The 16,583-nt window shown below is 63.4% G+C and carries 25 protein-coding genes and 1 pseudogene; 13 read left to right on the forward strand and 13 right to left on the reverse strand.

Going from position 1 to position 16,583, the window contains the following annotated elements; all coding sequences use genetic code 11:
- Positions 1 to 264 precede the first annotated feature (264 nt).
- From ISG32_RS23360 to ISG32_RS23375, 4 genes are read left to right on the forward strand one after another with little or no spacing between them, the layout of a single operon-like run.
- Entirely contained in the window at positions 265 to 1,947 is a 1,683-nt protein-coding gene (locus tag ISG32_RS23360; RefSeq protein ID WP_010791757.1) for a Mu transposase C-terminal domain-containing protein, read from the forward strand.
- 2 nt (positions 1,948 to 1,949) lie between these two features.
- Positions 1,950 to 2,858 (forward strand): TniB family NTP-binding protein, encoded by a 909-nt coding sequence (locus ISG32_RS23365; protein WP_000393453.1) that lies wholly within the window; start codon positions 1,950 to 1,952, stop codon positions 2,856 to 2,858.
- The gene (locus ISG32_RS23370; protein WP_000801210.1) at positions 2,855 to 4,072 is read left to right on the forward strand and encodes a TniQ family protein; all 1,218 of its coding nucleotides are present in this window, start codon (positions 2,855 to 2,857) and stop codon (positions 4,070 to 4,072) included. Before ISG32_RS23365 ends, ISG32_RS23370 begins: the two co-directional genes overlap by 4 nt.
- 60 nt (positions 4,073 to 4,132) lie before the next feature.
- Positions 4,133 to 4,747, forward strand: a complete 615-nt coding sequence (locus tag ISG32_RS23375) for a recombinase family protein (RefSeq protein WP_000904941.1) — start codon at positions 4,133 to 4,135, stop codon at positions 4,745 to 4,747.
- A 52-nt stretch (positions 4,748 to 4,799) separates the two neighbouring features.
- Here the strand turns inward: ISG32_RS23375 and merE are convergent, their stop codons facing one another.
- From merE to merT, 6 genes are read right to left on the reverse strand one after another with little or no spacing between them, the layout of a single operon-like run.
- Positions 4,800 to 5,036: a broad-spectrum mercury transporter MerE gene (gene merE, locus ISG32_RS23380; RefSeq protein WP_001087809.1), complete on the reverse strand. Its 237-nt coding sequence runs from the start codon at positions 5,034 to 5,036 to the stop codon at positions 4,800 to 4,802.
- A complete protein-coding gene (gene merD / locus ISG32_RS23385; RefSeq protein WP_003465059.1) occupies positions 5,033 to 5,398 on the reverse strand; it encodes a mercury resistance co-regulator MerD in 366 nt (121 codons plus the stop codon). The genes merE and merD overlap by 4 nt, the downstream gene beginning before the upstream one ends.
- Positions 5,399 to 5,414: 16 nt before the next feature.
- Entirely contained in the window at positions 5,415 to 7,061 is a 1,647-nt protein-coding gene (gene merA, locus ISG32_RS23390) for a mercury(II) reductase (RefSeq protein WP_000136268.1), read from the reverse strand.
- Positions 7,058 to 7,303, reverse strand: a complete 246-nt coding sequence (merF, locus tag ISG32_RS23395; RefSeq protein WP_000654684.1) for a mercury resistance system transport protein MerF — start codon at positions 7,301 to 7,303, stop codon at positions 7,058 to 7,060. The genes merA and merF overlap by 4 nt, the downstream gene beginning before the upstream one ends.
- A gap of 2 nt (positions 7,304 to 7,305) precedes the next feature.
- Entirely contained in the window at positions 7,306 to 7,581 is a 276-nt protein-coding gene (gene merP / locus ISG32_RS23400; RefSeq protein ID WP_000735441.1) for a mercury resistance system periplasmic binding protein MerP, read from the reverse strand.
- A 15-nt stretch (positions 7,582 to 7,596) separates the two neighbouring features.
- Positions 7,597 to 7,947 carry a mercuric ion transporter MerT gene (gene merT / locus ISG32_RS23405; protein WP_001294667.1) on the reverse strand — a complete coding sequence of 117 codons (351 nt, stop codon included), beginning with the start codon at positions 7,945 to 7,947 and terminating at the stop codon, positions 7,597 to 7,599.
- 71 nt (positions 7,948 to 8,018) lie between these two features.
- Between merT and merR the strand changes: the two genes are divergently transcribed.
- The 9 genes from merR (at position 8,019) to ISG32_RS23450 (ending at position 11,911) form a co-directional block, all read left to right on the forward strand.
- The gene (gene merR, locus ISG32_RS23410) at positions 8,019 to 8,453 is read left to right on the forward strand and encodes an Hg(II)-responsive transcriptional regulator (protein WP_000429838.1); all 435 of its coding nucleotides are present in this window, start codon (positions 8,019 to 8,021) and stop codon (positions 8,451 to 8,453) included.
- A 194-nt stretch (positions 8,454 to 8,647) separates the two neighbouring features.
- A complete protein-coding gene (locus tag ISG32_RS23415) occupies positions 8,648 to 8,938 on the forward strand; it encodes a nucleotidyltransferase family protein (RefSeq protein WP_001247892.1) in 291 nt (96 codons plus the stop codon).
- The gene (locus ISG32_RS23420) at positions 8,935 to 9,321 is read left to right on the forward strand and encodes a HepT-like ribonuclease domain-containing protein (protein ID WP_003100872.1); all 387 of its coding nucleotides are present in this window, start codon (positions 8,935 to 8,937) and stop codon (positions 9,319 to 9,321) included. The genes ISG32_RS23415 and ISG32_RS23420 overlap by 4 nt, the downstream gene beginning before the upstream one ends.
- Positions 9,322 to 9,336: 15 nt before the next feature.
- A complete protein-coding gene (locus ISG32_RS23425; RefSeq protein ID WP_003154411.1) occupies positions 9,337 to 9,510 on the forward strand; it encodes a hypothetical protein in 174 nt (57 codons plus the stop codon).
- Positions 9,511 to 9,557: 47 nt separating this feature from the next.
- Positions 9,558 to 9,914, forward strand: a complete 357-nt coding sequence (locus tag ISG32_RS23430; protein WP_003465043.1) for a cupin domain-containing protein — start codon at positions 9,558 to 9,560, stop codon at positions 9,912 to 9,914.
- Positions 9,915 to 10,168: 254 nt separating this feature from the next.
- Complete coding sequence (locus ISG32_RS23435) at positions 10,169 to 10,495, forward strand: hypothetical protein (RefSeq protein ID WP_003100858.1); 327 nt, start codon at positions 10,169 to 10,171, stop codon at positions 10,493 to 10,495.
- Positions 10,492 to 10,992 carry a hypothetical protein gene (locus tag ISG32_RS23440; RefSeq protein WP_003100856.1) on the forward strand — a complete coding sequence of 167 codons (501 nt, stop codon included), beginning with the start codon at positions 10,492 to 10,494 and terminating at the stop codon, positions 10,990 to 10,992. The genes ISG32_RS23435 and ISG32_RS23440 overlap by 4 nt, the downstream gene beginning before the upstream one ends.
- On the forward strand, positions 10,989 to 11,360 hold the full coding sequence (locus ISG32_RS23445; protein ID WP_003100853.1) for a hypothetical protein: 372 nt from the start codon (positions 10,989 to 10,991) through the stop codon (positions 11,358 to 11,360). The genes ISG32_RS23440 and ISG32_RS23445 overlap by 4 nt, the downstream gene beginning before the upstream one ends.
- Positions 11,354 to 11,911 carry a recombinase family protein gene (locus ISG32_RS23450; RefSeq protein WP_003100847.1) on the forward strand — a complete coding sequence of 186 codons (558 nt, stop codon included), beginning with the start codon at positions 11,354 to 11,356 and terminating at the stop codon, positions 11,909 to 11,911. Before ISG32_RS23445 ends, ISG32_RS23450 begins: the two co-directional genes overlap by 7 nt.
- Before the next feature lie 29 nt (positions 11,912 to 11,940).
- Here the strand turns inward: ISG32_RS23450 and ISG32_RS23455 are convergent.
- The 7 genes and pseudogenes from ISG32_RS23455 to ISG32_RS23485 all read right to left on the reverse strand — a co-directional run.
- A pseudogene (locus ISG32_RS23455) lies at positions 11,941 to 12,306 on the reverse strand (biotin carboxylase N-terminal domain-containing protein); the annotation flags it as partial.
- Positions 12,307 to 12,308: 2 nt separating this feature from the next.
- Positions 12,309 to 12,764 carry an acetyl-CoA carboxylase biotin carboxyl carrier protein gene (locus tag ISG32_RS23460; protein WP_194773443.1) on the reverse strand — a complete coding sequence of 152 codons (456 nt, stop codon included), beginning with the start codon at positions 12,762 to 12,764 and terminating at the stop codon, positions 12,309 to 12,311.
- A 6-nt stretch (positions 12,765 to 12,770) separates the two neighbouring features.
- Complete coding sequence (locus ISG32_RS23465; protein WP_194773444.1) at positions 12,771 to 13,538, reverse strand: LamB/YcsF family protein; 768 nt, start codon at positions 13,536 to 13,538, stop codon at positions 12,771 to 12,773.
- Positions 13,539 to 13,541: 3 nt separating this feature from the next.
- Complete coding sequence (locus ISG32_RS23470) at positions 13,542 to 14,543, reverse strand: 5-oxoprolinase subunit C family protein (protein WP_194773445.1); 1,002 nt, start codon at positions 14,541 to 14,543, stop codon at positions 13,542 to 13,544.
- Positions 14,540 to 15,223 (reverse strand): 5-oxoprolinase subunit PxpB, encoded by a 684-nt coding sequence (gene pxpB / locus ISG32_RS23475; RefSeq protein ID WP_194773446.1) that lies wholly within the window; start codon positions 15,221 to 15,223, stop codon positions 14,540 to 14,542. Before pxpB ends, ISG32_RS23470 begins: the two co-directional genes overlap by 4 nt.
- Positions 15,220 to 15,645, reverse strand: a complete 426-nt coding sequence (locus ISG32_RS23480; RefSeq protein ID WP_194773447.1) for a biotin/lipoyl-containing protein — start codon at positions 15,643 to 15,645, stop codon at positions 15,220 to 15,222. The genes pxpB and ISG32_RS23480 overlap by 4 nt, the downstream gene beginning before the upstream one ends.
- Positions 15,646 to 15,684: 39 nt before the next feature.
- The gene (locus ISG32_RS23485; RefSeq protein WP_194773448.1) at positions 15,685 to 16,542 is read right to left on the reverse strand and encodes a transporter substrate-binding domain-containing protein; all 858 of its coding nucleotides are present in this window, start codon (positions 16,540 to 16,542) and stop codon (positions 15,685 to 15,687) included.
- Positions 16,543 to 16,583: the final 41 nt, after the last annotated feature.

Genomic DNA, 16,583 nt, shown 5'->3' on the forward strand with positions numbered 1-16,583 from the left:
CGCCACGAATCGCAGATTTGAAAGTGAACAGGAAAGTCAATGAAATCAACGATCTACCAACACCACCTCCGCGCCAGTGCTAGCTTTTCGTACCGTCACTTATTGCACTGAAAACGAGGAGACCCCTTTTCAGAAGACGACTGCACCAATTGACGGGGCGTAACGCCAGATGTGCAGGCGACTCCTGACAACGCAATATCAGAAGTCATCTGCACCAATCTCGACTATGCTCAATACTCGTGTGCACCAAAGCGAGGTGTGAGCATGGCGTCAGACACATCATTGATTGCCGAGCAAGGCGTGGCCACCCTGCCCGATGCGGCTTGGGCGCAGGCCCGGCAACGGGCGGAAATCATCGGGCCGCTGGCAGCGCTTGATGTGGTCGGGCATGAAGCCGCCGATGCCGCTGCTCACGCGCTTGGCCTGTCCAGGCGGCAGGTGTATGTCCTAATCCGCCGTGCCCGGCAAGGTGCTGGGCTTGTGACGGACCTGGCTCGCAGCCGATCCGGCGGCGGAAAAGGCAAGGGACGCTTGCCGGAATCAGTTGAGCGCATCATCCGCGAGTTGCTGCAAAAGCGCTTCCTGACCAAGCAGAAGCGTAGCCTGGCAGCGTTCCACCGCGAGGTCGCGCAGGCTTGCAAAGCGCAAAAGCTGCGGGCGCCGGCGCGCAACACCGTGGCTCTGCGGATCGCCGGCCTCGATCCGCTCAAGGCCACTCGCCGCCGGGAAGGTCAGGATGCGTCCCGCAGCCTGCAAGGTGTCGGTGGTGAGCCTCCCGCCGTGACCGCGCCACTGGAACAAGTGCAGATTGATCACACGGTCATCGACCTGATCGTGGTGGACGAGCGCGACCGGCAACCGATTGGCCGTCCGTATCTGACCATCGCCATCGACGTGTTTACCCGCTGCGTGCTCGGCATGGTCGTCACGCTGGAAGCGCCGTCATCTGTTTCGGTCGGCCTGTGCCTTGTGCATGTCGCCTGCGACAAGCGTCCCTGGCTGGAGGGTCTGAACATAGAAATGGAGTGGCCGATGAGCGGCAAGCCCAGGCTGCTCTACCTGGACAACGCGGCCGAGTTCAAGAGCGAAGCGCTACGCCGAGGCTGCGAGCAGCATGGCATCCGGCTTGACTATCGCCCGCTCGGGCAGCCGCACTACGGCGGCATCGTGGAACGGATCATCGGCACGGCGATGCAGATGATCCACGACGAATTGCCAGGGACGACCTTCTCCAACCCTGACCAGCGCGGCGACTACGATTCCGAAAACAAGGCCGCCCTGACGCTGCGTGAGCTGGAGCGCTGGCTCACATTGGCGGTCGGCACCTACCACGGCTCCGTGCACAACGGCCTGCTCCAGCCGCCGGCAGCGCGCTGGGCCGAAGCTATCGCGCGGACCGGCGTGCCAACCGTCATCACTCGCACCACGGCTTTTCTGGTCGATTTTCTGCCCATCATCCGCCGCACGCTGACCCGCACCGGCTTCGTCATCGACCACATCCATTACTACGCCGATGCGCTCAAGCCGTGGATAGCTCGGCGCGACCGCTTGCCTGCGTTCCTGATCCGGCGCGACCCGCGCGACATCAGCCGCATTTGGGTGCTGGAGCCGGAGGGGCAGCACTATCTGGAAATTCCATACCGCACCTTGTCGCACCCGGCTGTCACCCTCTGGGAACAACGACAGGCGCTGGCGAAATTGCGGCAGCAAGGGCGCGAACAGGTGGATGAGTCGGCGCTGTTTCGCATGATCGGCCAGATGCGCGAAATCGTGTCCACCGCGCAGAAAGCTACGCGCAAGGCGCGGCGCGACGCGGATCGACGCCAGCATCTCAAGGCAACGGCAGTTCTTTTCAAAACCACGCCACCACCGGACGCGGACATGGCTGACCCGCAGGCAGACAACCAGCCACCTGCCAAACCGTTCGACCAGATTGAGGAGTGGTAGCCGTGGAAGAATATCCCATCATCGACTTGTCCCACCTGATGCCGGTGGCCCAGGGCTTGGCCCGTCTTCCGGCGGACGAACGCATCCATCGCCTTCGCGCTGACCGCTGGATCGGCTATCCGCGAGCAGTCGAGGCGCTGAATCGGCTGGAAGCCCTGTATGCGTGGCCGAACAAACAACGCATGCCCAACCTGCTGTTGGTCGGTCCAACCAACAACGGCAAGTCGATGATCGTCGAGAAATTCCGCCGCACCCACCCGGCCAGCTCCGACGCCGACCAGGAGCACATTCCGGTACTGGTCGTGCAGATGCCATCCGAACCGTCGGTAATCCGCTTCTACGTCGCGCTACTTGCCGCGATGGGCGCGCCATTGCGCCCGCGCCCACGGCTGCCGGAAATGGAGCAATTGGCGCTGGCACTGCTACGCAAGGTCGGCGTGCGCATGCTGGTGATCGACGAATTGCACAACGTCCTGGCCGGCAACAGCGTCAACCGCCGGGAATTCCTCAACCTGCTGCGTTTCCTCGGCAACGAGCTGCGCATCCCGCTGGTCGGGGTCGGCACACGCGATGCCTACTTGGCGATCCGCTCGGACGACCAGTTGGAAAACCGCTTCGAGCCGATGATGCTGCCGGTGTGGGAGGCCAACGACGATTGCTGCTCACTGCTGGCCAGCTTCGCGGCTTCGCTCCCGCTGCGGCGACCCTCGTCGATTGCCACGCTGGATATGGCCCGCTACCTGCTCACGCGCAGCGAGGGCACCATCGGCGAGCTGGCGCACCTGTTGATGGCGGCGGCCGTCGCTGCCGTGGAGAGCGGTGAGGAAGCGATCAACCATCGCACGCTCAGCATGGCCGATTACACCGGTCCCAGCGAGCGGCGGCGGCAATTCGAGCGGGAACTGATGTGAAGCCAGCGCCACACTGGCCACTGCATCCGGCTCCCAGGGAAGGCGAAGCCTTGTCTTCGTGGCTCAACCGCGTGGCCCTTTGCTATCACATGGAGGTGTCCGAGCTGCTGGAGCACGATCTTGGTCACGGCCAGGTTGATGACCTGGACACCGCGCCACCACTGGCGCTGCTGGCGATGCTCTCCCAGCGGAGCGGCATCGAGCCGGACCGGCTGCGTTGCATGAGTTTCGCCGGCTGGGTGCCTTGGCTACTGGACAGCCTTGATGATCAGATTCCAGACGCATTGGAAACCTATGCGTTCCAGCTCTCGGTGCTGCTGCCGAAACTCCGCCGTAGGACGCGATCCATCACGAGCTGGCGTGCCTGGCTGCCCAGCCAGCCGATACATCGCGCCTGCCCGCTCTGTCTGAACGACCCGGCAAACCAAGCCGTACTGCTTGCATGGAAGCTGCCCCTGATGCTGAGCTGCCCGCTGCATGGCTGCTGGCTGGAATCCTATTGGGGCGTGCCTGGGCGGTTTCTCGGCTGGGAGAACGCCGACACTGCGCCGCGCACCGCCAGCGACGCGATTGCGGTGATGGACCGGCGCACCTGGCAGGCACTGACGACCGGCCATGTGGAGCTGCCGCGCCGACGCATCCACGCTGGATTGTGGTTTCGGCTACTACGCACGCTGCTCGATGAGCTGAACACCCCGCTTTCGACGTGCGGAACCTGCGCGGGGTATCTCCGCCAAGTCTGGGAAGGCTGCGGGCATCCGCTGCGTGCTGGGCAAAGTCTGTGGCGACCGTATGAAACCCTGAACCCGGCAGTACGGTTGCAGATGCTGGAGGCGGCGGCAACGGCAATCAGCTTGATTGAGATGAGGGATATAAGCCCGCCGGGCGAGCATGCAAAGCTGTTCTGGTCCGAACCCCAAACCGGTTTCACCAGTGGCCTGTCGGCGAAAACGCCGAAGCCCGAACCCGTCGATCACTGGCAACGGGCAGTCCAGGCCATCGATGAGGCCATCATTGAAGCGCGGCACGACCCCGAGACGGCACGCTCGCTGTTCGCGTTGGCTTCCTATGGTCGGCGCGACCCCGCTTCCCTGGAACAGTTGCGCGCCACCTTCGCAAAGGAAGGCATCCCCCCGGAATTCCTGTCACATTACGTGCCTGATGGACCCTTTGCATGTCTTAGACAGAATGACGGGTTAAGTGACAAATTTTGACGACCAGAACTTTCCGGTGCACACTGTCACATAATCGAACGTATATGTGACAGGTACGACATGCTGATAGGCTACATGCGGGTATCGAAGGCGGACGGCTCCCAGGCTACCGATTTGCAGCGCGACGCGCTGATTGCCGCCGGGGTCGATCCAGTACATCTTTACGAGGACCAGGCATCCGGCATGCGCGAGGATCGGCCCGGCTTGACGAGCTGCCTGAAGGCGTTGCGAACTGGCGACACACTGGTCGTGTGGAAACTGGATCGGCTCGGACGCGACCTGCGACATCTCATCAACACCGTGCACGACCTGACTGGGCGCGGCATCGGCTTGAAGGTATTAACCGGGCACGGCGCGGCCATCGACACCACGACCGCCGCCGGCAAGCTGGTCTTTGGCATCTTCGCCGCCCTGGCCGAGTTCGAGCGCGAGTTGATCGCGGAGCGCACGATTGCCGGCCTAGCCTCGGCCCGCGCGCGCGGGCGGAAAGGCGGCCGGCCGTTCAAGATGACCGCCGCCAAGCTGCGGCTGGCGATGGCGGCAATGGGTCAGCCAGAGACCAAGGTCGGCGACCTGTGCCAGGAACTTGGCGTCACGCGGCAGACCCTGTATCGGCATGTTTCACCCAAGGGTGAGCTACGTCCAGATGGCGAGAAGCTACTCAGCCGAATTTGATGCCGGCATGAGGCAACGTAGCGACAGCGTGGTTTGTCTCAATGGGAAGCGCTCATGATCGATCTTTGAAGGCCCGCAGCAGTCGTGTCACAGACAGGACGAACAAACCGGTCAGCGTGAGGGCTGCGATACCCCAGTACTCTCCGATGAACGCGCCGGCCGTCGTGCCGGCCAGCACAATGGCGAGAATCGGCAAATGGCAGGGACAGGTGAGCACGGCCAGCGCGCCCCACAGGTAGCCGGTGATCGGTTTGTGCGTCTCGGACGGCAAGCGCTCGGGGCTGTTCATGGCAGACTCTCCGCGTGCTGTGCCGGCTCGGTCGGCATGGTGGCCAACTGCACCTCCAGATCGGCCAACGCTTCGCGCCGACGCTCGACGAACTGGCGCAGAACGGCAAGCTGCGCGGCCGCTTCATCGCCGTCCGCAGCATCCAGCGCCCGGCACAGCCGCGCCAGCGCGTCCAGGCCGATGCCCGCCTCGAAGGCCGCCCGCACGAAGCACAGCCGTTGCAAGGCGGCATCATCGAACAGGCCATAGCCGCCCGGGGTGCACGCCACCGGACGCAGCAATCCGCGCAGCAGGTAGTCGCGCACGATATGCACGCTCACCCCGGCATCAAGGGCCAGCCGGGACACGGTGTAGGCGCTCATTGAAAACCTCCTTTTTTTATCCAGCGCAGCAGGAAAGCTGCTTCACGTCCTTGTTGAAGGTCTGCGCCGCAAGCTTCAACCCCTCGACCATTGTCAGGTAGGGGAACAACTGGTCGGCCAGTTCCTGCACCGTCATGCGGTTGCGGATGGCGAGCACCGCCGTCTGGATCAGTTCGCCCGCTTCCGGGGCCACCGCCTGCACGCCGATGAGCCGTCCGCTACCTTCCTCGATGACCAGCTTGATGAAGCCGCGTGTGTCGAAGTTGGCAAGCGCTCGCGGAACGTTGTCGAGTGTCAGCGTGCGACTGTCGGTCTCGATGCCATCGTGGTGCGCTTCCGCCTCGCTGTAGCCCACGGTGGCGACTTGCGGGTCGGTGAACACCACTGCCGGCATCGCGGTCAGATTGAGGGCTGCGTCGCCGCCGGTCATGTTGATCGCGGCACGGGTGCCGGCGGCCGCTGCCACGTAGACGAACTGCGGCTGGTCGGTGCAGTCGCCGGCCGCGTAGATGTTCGGGTTGCTCGTGCGCATGCCTTGGTCGATAACGATGGCCCCTTGCGCATTGACAGTGACCCCCGCCGCGTCCAGCGCGAGGCTGCGCGTATTCGGTGCCCGACCGGTGGCAACCAGCAACTTGTCAGCGCGCAATTCACCGTGTCCGGTGGTCAGCACGAATTCGCCGTTCACATGGGCGACCTGGCTGGCTTGCGTGTGCTCCAGCACCTCGATGCCCTCGGCGCGGAAAGCGGCTGTCACGGCCTCGCCGATGGCCGGGTCTTCCCGGAAGAACAAGGTGCTGCGTGCCAGGATCGTGACCTGGCTGCCGAGCCGGGCAAAGGCTTGCGCCAGTTCCAACGCCACCACCGACGAACCGATCACGGCCAGGCGTGCGGGAATGGTGTCGCTGACAAGCGCTTCGGTGGAAGTCCAGTAGGGTGACTCTTTCAGGCCCGGAATCGGCGGCACGGCCGGACTGGCACCGGTGGCGACCAGGCAGCGGTCGAACGTTACCTCGCGCTCGCCACCCTCGTTCAAACGGACGACCAGGCTCTGGTCGTCCTTGAAACGCGCTTCACCGTGCAAAACGGTGATGGCTGGATTGCCGTCCAGGATGCCTTCGTATTTGGCGTGCCGCAGTTCATCGACACGGGCCTGCTGCTGGGCCAGCAGTTTGCTGCGGTCAATCGCAGGCACAGTTGCCGCAATACCGCCGTCGAACGGACTTTCCCGGCGCAGATGGGCAATATGGGCAGCGCGGATCATGATCTTGGACGGCACACAGCCGATATTGACGCAGGTGCCGCCGATGGTGCCGCGTTCGATCAGCGTGACCGTCGCGCCTTGCTCGACGGCCTTCAGCGCCGCCGCCATCGCGGCCCCGCCGCTGCCAATGATGGCGATATGCAAACCGGCGCCCTCAAGTGCATCACGGATTTTTGGTTCATCTTTGAAATCACCAACCCGGATCGAGCCTTGATAACCCAATGCGGCGATGGCGGCCAGCAGTTGGTTGTGGCTCACGGCGGTGTCTGCCATGACTTGCGCGCGGCTTTCTGGATAGGACACCACAGCGGCATTCACGCCGGGAATCTTTTCCAAAGCATCTTTGACATGGGTGGCGCAGGATGTGCAGGTCATGCCATTCACGGTGATTTCGGTCATTTTTTTACTCCATTGAATTTCGGGGTGCAGCAGGCATCGGCTTGGCGTTTTCGTTGGATGGCGTAGATGGTCAAGCCGATGAAAATCGCCAGCGCAGGCAGCAGCACATAGTCCAGATAGCCGGTCAGCGCGGACAAGCCGACCACACCGAGCAAAATGACCAGAACAGGGGTGAAGCAACACAGCGCCACGAGGGTTGTGCCAATGATGCTGACCCGCAGCAGTGTCTTCGGGTCTTTCATGATCAGTTCTTGACTGATGATGGGTAGCCCGCATCCTCGGTAGCCTTGGTCAGTTTCTGCACGCTGGTCTTGGCATCATCGAAGGTGACCACCGCTTCGCGCGTCTCGAAGGTCACGTCAACTTTACTGACGCCATCGACCTTGGAAATCGCCTTCTTGACAGTGATCGGACAGGCCGAGCAGGTCATGCCCGGTACGGACAGCGTAACGGTCTGGGTGGCGGCCCACACGGGGGCAACAACGGCAGCGAGGGCAAGGGCGGAAAGCAGCTTTTTCATGGTGAACTCCTGTGATCAATAGAAAAATGGCACGACGTAGGGAAATCCGAGCGCGACCAAAACCAGCACGGCCACGCCCCAGAAAATGAGCTTGTAAGTAGCTCGCACTTGGGGAATCGCGCAAACCTCACCCGGTTTGCAGGCGGCTGACGGCCGGTAGATGCGCCGCCAGGCGAAGAACAACGCCACCAGCGCCACGCCGATAAAGATGGGGCGATAGGGTTCCAACACCGTCAAGTTGCCGATCCAAGCGCCGCTGAACCCCAAGGCGATCAGAACCAGCGGCCCGAGGCAGCAAGCCGAGGCGAGGATGGCGGCCAGCCCGCCAGTGAAGAGCGCGCCGCGCCCGTTTTGAGGTTCAGACATACGTTTGTCCTTTCGAATCTGAATTGGATAGCTTAAGCTTACTTCCGTAGTTATGTACGGAGTCAAGCGATATGGAAAACAATTTGGAGAACCTGACCATTGGCGTTTTCGCCAGGACGGCCGGGGTCAATGTGGAGACCATCCGGTTCTATCAGCGCAAGGGCTTGCTCCCGGAACCGGACAAGCCTTACGGCAGCATTCGCCGCTATGGCGAGACGGATGTAACGCGGGTGCGCTTCGTGAAATCAGCCCAGCGGTTGGGCTTCAGCCTGGATGAGATCGCCGAGCTGCTGCGGCTGGAGGATGGCACCCATTGCGAGGAAGCCAGCAGCCTGGCCGAGCACAAGCTCAAGGACGTGCGCGAGAGGATGGCTGACCTGGCGCGCATGGAGGCCGTGCTGTCTGATTTGGTGTGCGCCTGCCATGCGCGGAAGGGGAACGTTTCCTGCCCGCTGATTGCGTCACTGCAAGGGAAGAAAGAACCGCGCAGTGCGGACGCGGTGTAGCCCGAGGGAACTACGCCTTAGCGTGCTTTATTTTCCGTTTTCTGAGGCGACTCCAACGTCAGAAAAGACCGTGCGGTCGACTTTTGATATTTCGTGCTGTCGCCTTCTGAAAGTGACAATTCTCGAAAATAGTTCTTGAAATTCTATTCTTGATTGCATATCATCTCAACGAGTTTCGATAAGAAAGGATGCGCATGCGACCGTCTGTTGTGCTTGACATGAAGCGAAGCGCAGTGCGTGAAGCGGTAGGCCGCTTTCGCGCCGCGAACCCGCGCGTCTTCGGCTCGGTGCTGCATGGCACCGACCGGGATGGCAGCGACCTCGACCTGTTGGTCGATGCGCTGCCCGGTGCCACGTTGTTGGACTTGGGCGATTTGGAAGAAGAACTGAAATCGCTGCTCGGCGTTGACGTCGATCTGCTGACTCCCGGCGACCTGCCGCCGAAGTTCCGGGCCAAGGTGCTCGCGGAGGCGCAACCGATATGAGCGAGAACCGCCTGCCCGATTACCTCGACCACATTCAGCAGGCCGCAACCGATGCGCGCAGCTTCGTGGAAGGGATGGCCAAGGACGACTTCTTGGCCGACAAGCGCACCCAGCAGGCCGTCATCATGAGCCTGATCGTCATCGGCGAGGCGGCCACAAAGGTGATGGATGGCTACGTCGAGTTCACCCAGGCGCATGCCGACGTGCCGTGGCGCAGCATGCGCAATATGCGTAATCGCATGGCTCACGGCTATTTCGACATCAACCTCGATGTGGTGTGGGAGACGGTACAGGAATGGCTGCCGGCGTTGCTCCAGCAATTGCCCGCCGTGCGTCAGGATGCCGACGATGAAGACCGTAACGACAAAGGCATGGAGCCATGACCAATCAAGCCGCCGATGTTCGGCCCCTCTGGCGTGTTCGATCCCGCGACCTATGAGCCGCGCTCGGGCAAGACCTTCTGGATGGCCGCAACGGACGTGAGTTCGCTGGTGGGCAAGGAGGCAGCAGCCGACACGCTCATCGGCAACTGCACGACCGCACGACCAGCCTCCCGTTCAAATTCGAGTTAGAACTCATATCCAGCCTGTCTGGGGGCACTGTGAAAGAGGGATCTCCGATGACTGTTGAATCGAGAATATTTTCTGTAGCCGAGTATGTTCAGCCGTCCGAAGGCGAGCCTATTCGTTCCGTTGTGCTTGAAACCCGAGACTCAATTATCGTGGTTTGGCATGTCCATCCCGGGCAGGAAATTGCGGCTCACATTCATCCTCACGGCCAAGACACGTGGACTGTTTTGTCGGGAATGGCTGATTACTTTCAGGGCAATGGGATTGTTCGTGCCCTCAGGGAAGGTGAGATAGCCGTGGCAAGACCGGGCCAAGTGCACGGGGCGCGAAATACAGGTACCGAGCCATTTGTGTTCGTCTCGGTTGTGGCATCAGCCAATGCCGGTTTCGTATTGGCTGAGCGATAGAGCCCAATCTCTGGAGTTGGTCCAATGAGCGGTCGGGGAGATAGGTAACAGACATGCAGCGGACACGGCTGCTAAACCAGGTCGCAAACCTCCTTGCGTCGCAGCGTGCCGCAAGCGACGCGATCAATCGAATGGGGTCGGCATGAGACTGAACACCATCCAGTTCCCGACCGCGTAGCCGCCTGTCCTGCCGATCAGGTCTTGACCATCGACGCCTGGGATCAGTCCTGAATGTTCTTGGAGACCACTACGTTATGAGCCGCAGCCGCCGCAAAACACCCATCGTCGGGCACACGACCTGCGGCAGCGAGCGCGAGGACAAGAAGCTCTGGCATCAGCGCTGGCGCACCCGTGAGCGCACGGCGCTGACCAGCGCGTCGCCCGAAGCCCTGAGCGCCCATCTGCCCCTGCTGGAAAACCAGGCCAGCAGCGTCTGGTCGATGGGCAAGGATGGCCGCTCCTACTGGCCCGTCAAGCGCCAGGCCGCCACGGCGGATCGCATCGCCAATCACAAGGGACGCAACCCGCAAGAACGCGCCTCCCTGAAAAAGCGCCTGCTGCGCAAGTGGATGAGCAAATGAAGCTCTCCTTCCATCAGCACATTGCGCTGTTCTGGATGATCGGTGCTCCGGGCGTCTTCGCGCCCGTGATCGAGAACGCCAAGCGGCCCGATGCCGGCGCCGTCATGGCGTGGGGTGTCGCGATCGTGGCGGTGATGATCCTCTTCACCCCTTTGCTGCTGCGCTGTCCACCATTCCGGCGCTGGTATGGCCGGACGGATGCGCTGTCGGAGCGGCAGCGCCAGGCGCTTGCCGAGCGCGGCCTGCGCCGCTACTACCAGACCGCTTTCGATGACGGCTACGTGCCCCGCGTGATGCCCTACGTGTGGCGCATCATCTGGACGGTCGGCGGGTTGATGGCTGTGACCGCCGTACTGCCTACCAACACCGGACGGCCAGCCTTCGATGCCTTGGTGGTCTTCTCGACCTGGTATCCGATAGGCGTGATGCTGCTGGTTTTCGCGTCGAGGCCCCTTGGCCGGTTGATTCGCCAAAGAGCACAGGAGCGGCGGAAATGAGCACGTCAACCATCGAGGCGCTGGCCAGCGCCTGGGCAAGGATTGCCGAGGAAGCGGAATTCCCCGCTGACTACGAGGGGACTGCCACACCACAAGCGCATCGGGCTAGCGAAGCTATTCAGGAGCAGATTCGGGAGCGCATCGTCGCCACCAACGACATGCGGCTGTTCAGCCTGCTGCACCTGCTGGGTCAGGCGTCGCTGCGCATGGAGCAAGCGCTGTGGCCGGAGGATTACGAGCGGATGACGCGCGAGGTTGAGGAAGCCCTGCGGCAAGCCACCGACGCCAACGCCAGATCGTACACCCACGAAGAAGTGATGCAGGCGATGCAGGAACGCATCGACCGGGCGCGAGACAAGCCATGTTGATTGGCTATGCGCGCGTCTCGACGCAGGATCAGAACCTGGAGCTGCAACGCGAAGCCTTGAGCAAGGCCGGATGTAAAAAGGTCTTCGAGGACAAGGTGAGTGGCACGCGGGCAGACCGGCCTGGCTTGGCCAAGACGCTCGAAATGCTGCGCGAAGGCGATACTTTGGTCGTCTGGAAGCTCGACCGGCTGGGCCGGTCGGTCAAGCAACTGGTCGATCTGGTCGGCGATCTGCACAAGCACGGTGTCCAGTTCAGGAGCCTCACCGACTCCATCGACACCGGCACACCATCCGGGCGGTTCTTCTTCCACGTCATGGCGAGCCTTGCCGAAATGGAGCGCGAGCTGACCGTCGAGCGCACCCGCGCCGGGCTGGAAGTCGCCAAGCAGCTCGGCCGCAAAGGCGGCCGCAAGCCGAAGATGACCGACAGCAAGATCGAGTCGGCCAAGAAGCTGCTGGCCAGCGGGGTGCCGCCCAAGGACGTGGCCAAGAACCTCGGCGTGTCCATTCCGACGCTGTACCGCTGGGTGCCAGCCTCCACGCACGCTTAGCGTGCTTTATTTTCCGTTTTCTGAGACGACCCCATGGTGCGCATCACCGCTGCACTTGGGCCGATGAACACCAGACCGGCCTCGGCCACCTTGTCGGCAAAGCCCGCGTTCTCGCTCAGAAAGCCGTAGCCCGGGTGAATCGCGTCGGCGCCCGACATCGCCGCCACGTCGAGCAGCGCCGACTGGTCCAGATAACTGCGCGCGGACGGTGCCGGGCCGATGCAGTAGGACTCTTCAGCCATGCGCACATAGAGCGCGTCCCGGTCCGCCTCGGAATGGACCACCACGCTCGCGATGCCCAGTCGCCTGCAGGCACGCTGCACGCGCAGCGCAATCTCGCCGCGATTGGCGATCAGCACTTTTTTCAATGACTTCGTCTTTGCATCATTTCGCATGTTCAGCACTCCTCCAGCTCAAACAGCGGCTGGCCGGCCTTCACCAGCTCGCCGTTGTCGCACAGCACGCGCCGAACGCGTCCGCGCTGCTCGCTTTCGATCTCGTTCATGATCTTCATGGATTCGAGCACCCCCAGCACCGCGCCCGCCTCGACGGCGTCGCCGTCCTTCACCAGCGCGGAGCCTCCGGGAGTGACCGATCGATAGAACGTGCCCGCCATGGTGGCCTTGATGATCTGCAGCGCTGCGTTGATCGGCAGGTCCACGGGCTTGGCCTCCGGCGCGGTTGGCGGTTCGGTGGACGGCGCGGGAATCGCGCTCGCCTCCACGGCGCACGCGGCACCGGCATGGCGCTGAATGCGCACTTCCACGCCATGCTCCGCCAGTTCCAGCTCATCCACCTGCGCCTGCGCCGCGGTGGCGATCAGCGATTTGATCTTTTCAATGTCGAACGACATGCTTTCTCAGTTCCTGTGTTGGGAAATCGGACGCACCTGCAGACCGGATTGCACGAGGCGCTCGCGCACCAGCGCGGCCAGGCTGGCGGCACCCGGGGTGTCGCCGTGCACCAGCACCGAATCGATGGCGACAGGCATGCGCTTGCCGCTCTGGCTGGTGATGGCGCGATCCTGGAACATGCGCACCACGCGCTCGATGACGGCTTCGGATTCGTGGATCACCGCACCGGGCAGCTTGCGCGAGACGAGCAGGCCCGCATCGTCATAGGCGCGGTCCGCGAACACCACGCGCCGAACGGGCAGGCCCGCGTTGACGGCGGCGGTCTCCATCTCGGTCATCGGCGGCGCGATGACGGTGAGCGAGGCGTCGAACGCCTTGATCGCGCCCATCAGCGTCGCGGCGAGTGCAGCATCGGCAAAGCACATGTTGCCGAGCGCGCCGTGGAACGTCACGTGCTGAACCTTGCGCCCTGCGGCATGGGCGATGCCCTGCAGCGCTCCGAGCTGGTACCAGGTCAGCGCACGCAGCTCGGACGCATCCAACTGCAGCTGTCTGCGCCCGAAGCCCTGCAGATCCGCAAAGCCCACGTGCGCGCCGATGTCCACGCCGTTGTCGATGGCGAGCTGCACGGTATTGACCATGATGGAGGGATCGCCCGCATGAAAGCCGCAGGCGATGTTGGCCGAGGTGATCACCTTCATCAGCGCCGCATCGTCGCCCATGCGGTAGGGGCCGAAGCCCTCGCCCAAATCGCAGTTGATGTCCACGTTCATAGTTCACATATCCTGAAAAAGAAGCTCCACCGCGCGCCGCACACCCGCGAGATAGTTTTGCACGTCCTGCTGCGCCGACAGCGCCTCGGACAGGCTCACGCTCTGGAAGCGCAGGTGCCCGCCGATCGGTGTCTGCGCGAGCCGCCACATGTCCGCCTCGATCACCGTGGCGATCTTGGGATAGCCGCCGGCCGTCTGCGCGTCGCACTGCATGACGATGGGCTGACCATGCGGGGGAATCTGCACCACGCCCGGAACGATGCCGTGCGACAGCAGCTCGACGCGCCGCTCGGGCTGCAGGCCTTCATCTCCGTTCAGGCGCATGCCGATGCGATTGCTCTCCGGCGTGATCTGCCAGACCTGCGACAGAAAGCGCGTGCGGATCGCCTCGCCGAAGTTCTCCCATTGCGCGGCGGGCAGCACACGCACCACCGTCGCTGCGCCCGTTTGTGCGTCCGTTTGTGCGTCCGCAGCCTGCGGCGCGGGAATGCCCGCGCACGGGGGCAGCACGCCATACCGGCGCTTGGAGCCGGACGGGCGTCCCGTCGCGACTTGCAACACATCGCCCTTGCGCAGAGTACGTCCGTCGAGCCCGCCGAAGCCGGCCTTCAGATCGGTGCTGCGCGAGCCCAGCACCAGCGGCACGTCAATGCCTCCGGCCACGCACACATAGGCCACCCCGCCACGCTCGGGCGCACGCAGCGTGACGCTCTGCCCCGGCTGCACCACGACGCTCCACCAGGGCGGGCACCGTTGGCCATCCACCTCCATCTGCGCGTCCGATCCGGTGACGGCGATGCGGGTCGCCTGTTGAAACCGCAAACGCAGCGGAAAGATCACCACCTCGAGAAACGCCGCATCCACCGCGTTGCCCACCATCAGATTGCCGACCTGCGCGGCCAGCGCATCGAGCGGCCCGCCCACACCCACGCCATAGCGCCGGTAGCCGCGCCGCCCCGCGTCCTGCACGGTCGTGAGGCCGCCAGTTGCCAGTATCTCGATCACGACAGGGCCTCCACCGCGCGAAAGCGCACCACATCCCCCGGCGACAGCAGCGCGGGCGATGGCGCCGCCGGATTGAAGAACTGCCGATCAGTGAACCCGATCACGTTCCAGCCGCTGGGCAGCGTCTGCGCCTGCACGCCCGTCTGCGCGCCGCCGATGGACACGCAGCCGGCCTGCACCTTGAGGCGCGGCTCGGCGCGGCGCGGCGTGTGCAGCCGCTCATGCAGACCGCCCAGATACGCGAAGCCGGGGTGCGCGCCGAGAAAGAACACCGTGTAGGTCGCGTTGCTGTGCAGCTCGATCACATCCTGCACGTCGATGCCGTTGTGCGCGGCGACATGCTCGATGTCCAGACCGCGCTCTCCGCCATAGACCACCGGCAGTTCGAACTCGCGCGCGGCACGGCGGGACTCTTTGGGATGCATCCAAGCCTGCAGCACATTCGCCTGTACCTGGGTCGCGTCGATCCGCGCCGCATCAAAGACCAGCATGAGGTTGTTCATTCCCGGAACGGCCTCTTCCACGCCGGGCAGATCGGACACTTCGTGCGCAACCATCAGAATCCGCTCCTGCAAGGCCAGGCTGAGCGGCGGCGCGCAGTCGAACAGCAGCGCGCCGGTGCCCAGCGCGCTCACCGTCAGCGCTGGCGGCGTGCCCTGATGCGTCTCGCGTGCGCTCATGCCCGCGCCCTGACGGTGAACACCGGCTTGCCGAAATCCACCTTGTCGCCCTCGGCCACCAGCAGATCGCCCACCACGCCCGAGACGGGGCTGTCGATCGACTTGAGAAGCCCGCGCGACTCGAGGTAGAGCGCCGCTGCGCCCTCCTGCACCTGCGCGCCGGCCTCCAGCGCCGCTGCACCCGCCTGCGCGGGATGGCGCAGGCGCACGACGCCGAGCGCACCGGAGCGCACCACGACATCGCCGTCCGGTGTCTCGTTGGCCGAGGTGATCGACGCCGTCGGGTCACAGGCCGCGAATTGCCCACCTCCCGCAGCGCGCGTGACGATGCGCAGCCGCGTCGCGGCGTCGCGTATCTCGATGGCCTGCATGCCGCTTTGGCGCAACTGCTGCGCGATCTGAAGAATGTCCGCTGGATTCATGTGATCTGGAAAGAATGGTCTACGCTGGCTTCGCTGCAATCAGGGCAGCGCTTCGAACTTCAGGTCCTTGATCGCGGTGACCTTGTAGGGACGCTTGAGCTTGTACTCCGAATCGTCGCCGAACCACTTCTTCCAGTGCTGGTCCATGTAGCCGCTGGCCTCGAGCTTGCCCAACACCGCGTTGATTTCGTTGTGCAGCGCGGTCTCGCCCTTGGTCATGCCGATGGCGACGGGCTGGATGTAGAGCTCCTCGTCCATCACCACGGCGGGCTTGGGGCCCTTCTGCGACTGGATCGCGAAGGCCGTGGCGGACACGTTGTTGATCACGAACGCGTCGACCTTGCCCTGCTGCAGCGCGAGGAACGCGGAGGATGCGTCCTGATAGGTCAGCGGCGTCGCGCCCTTCAGGCGCAGCTTGATCGCGGTCTCGGAGGTCGAGCCCTTGGTAGAGCTGATCTTCTTGCCGTCCAGGCTCGCGAGATTCGTCAGACCCGAGGTCTTGCCGACCACCGCCACTTCCTTGCCGACGTTGTAGGCATTGCTGAACTCGACCTGCTCCGCCCGGGTCTTGGTGTAGCCCATGTTGGCGATGATGATGTCGATGTGACCGAGCTTGAGCTCGGGAATGTGCACGCCCACCGGGAAGCCGCGCACCTCGGCCTTCAGACCCATTTCCTTGGCGACGGCGTGGCACAGCTCCACGTCGGAGCCGATGGTCTCGCGTGTCTTGGGGTCCGGATAGCCGAACGGGGCGATGGCCGCGAACGTGCCGCACACCAGCGTCTTCTTGGCCTTGATGTTGTCCAGCTGATCGGCACTGGCGGTTGCCGAGAATGCAGTGATGGCAACGCCGAAAGCGGTCACCAGCGCAGAAGCCATACGGGACTTGGTTTGCATGATGGAGGTTCCTTGTGTTGGGTGGGGGGAATGGACGAAAA

This window comes from Diaphorobacter caeni, assembly GCF_015354245.1.
Classification (GTDB): Bacteria; Pseudomonadota; Gammaproteobacteria; order Burkholderiales; family Burkholderiaceae_C; genus Diaphorobacter_A; species Diaphorobacter_A caeni.

Bases quoted from the DNA above. Each gene is read 5' to 3' on its own strand.
- ISG32_RS23360 (WP_010791757.1), top strand. From the start codon at position 265: ATGGCGTCAGACACATCATTGATTGCCGAGCAAGGCGTGGCCACCCTG.
- ISG32_RS23375 (WP_000904941.1), top strand. From the start codon at position 4,133: ATGCTGATAGGCTACATGCGGGTATCGAAGGCGGACGGCTCCCAGGCT.
- merE (WP_001087809.1), bottom strand. From the start codon at position 5,036: ATGAACAGCCCCGAGCGCTTGCCGTCCGAGACGCACAAACCGATCACC.
- merD (WP_003465059.1), bottom strand. From the start codon at position 5,398: ATGAGCGCCTACACCGTGTCCCGGCTGGCCCTTGATGCCGGGGTGAGC.
- merA (WP_000136268.1), bottom strand. From the start codon at position 7,061: ATGACCGAAATCACCGTGAATGGCATGACCTGCACATCCTGCGCCACC.
- merF (WP_000654684.1), bottom strand. From the start codon at position 7,303: ATGAAAGACCCGAAGACACTGCTGCGGGTCAGCATCATTGGCACAACC.
- merP (WP_000735441.1), bottom strand. From the start codon at position 7,581: ATGAAAAAGCTGCTTTCCGCCCTTGCCCTCGCTGCCGTTGTTGCCCCC.
- merT (WP_001294667.1), bottom strand. From the start codon at position 7,947: ATGTCTGAACCTCAAAACGGGCGCGGCGCGCTCTTCACTGGCGGGCTG.
- merR (WP_000429838.1), top strand. From the start codon at position 8,019: ATGGAAAACAATTTGGAGAACCTGACCATTGGCGTTTTCGCCAGGACG.
- ISG32_RS23415 (WP_001247892.1), top strand. From the start codon at position 8,648: ATGCGACCGTCTGTTGTGCTTGACATGAAGCGAAGCGCAGTGCGTGAA.
- ISG32_RS23420 (WP_003100872.1), top strand. From the start codon at position 8,935: ATGAGCGAGAACCGCCTGCCCGATTACCTCGACCACATTCAGCAGGCC.
- ISG32_RS23425 (WP_003154411.1), top strand. From the start codon at position 9,337: ATGTTCGGCCCCTCTGGCGTGTTCGATCCCGCGACCTATGAGCCGCGC.
- ISG32_RS23430 (WP_003465043.1), top strand. From the start codon at position 9,558: ATGACTGTTGAATCGAGAATATTTTCTGTAGCCGAGTATGTTCAGCCG.
- ISG32_RS23435 (WP_003100858.1), top strand. From the start codon at position 10,169: ATGAGCCGCAGCCGCCGCAAAACACCCATCGTCGGGCACACGACCTGC.
- ISG32_RS23440 (WP_003100856.1), top strand. From the start codon at position 10,492: ATGAAGCTCTCCTTCCATCAGCACATTGCGCTGTTCTGGATGATCGGT.
- ISG32_RS23445 (WP_003100853.1), top strand. From the start codon at position 10,989: ATGAGCACGTCAACCATCGAGGCGCTGGCCAGCGCCTGGGCAAGGATT.
- ISG32_RS23450 (WP_003100847.1), top strand. From the start codon at position 11,354: ATGTTGATTGGCTATGCGCGCGTCTCGACGCAGGATCAGAACCTGGAG.
- ISG32_RS23460 (WP_194773443.1), bottom strand. From the start codon at position 12,764: ATGTCGTTCGACATTGAAAAGATCAAATCGCTGATCGCCACCGCGGCG.
- ISG32_RS23465 (WP_194773444.1), bottom strand. From the start codon at position 13,538: ATGAACGTGGACATCAACTGCGATTTGGGCGAGGGCTTCGGCCCCTAC.
- pxpB (WP_194773446.1), bottom strand. From the start codon at position 15,223: ATGAGCGCACGCGAGACGCATCAGGGCACGCCGCCAGCGCTGACGGTG.
- ISG32_RS23480 (WP_194773447.1), bottom strand. From the start codon at position 15,645: ATGAATCCAGCGGACATTCTTCAGATCGCGCAGCAGTTGCGCCAAAGC.
- ISG32_RS23485 (WP_194773448.1), bottom strand. From the start codon at position 16,542: ATGCAAACCAAGTCCCGTATGGCTTCTGCGCTGGTGACCGCTTTCGGC.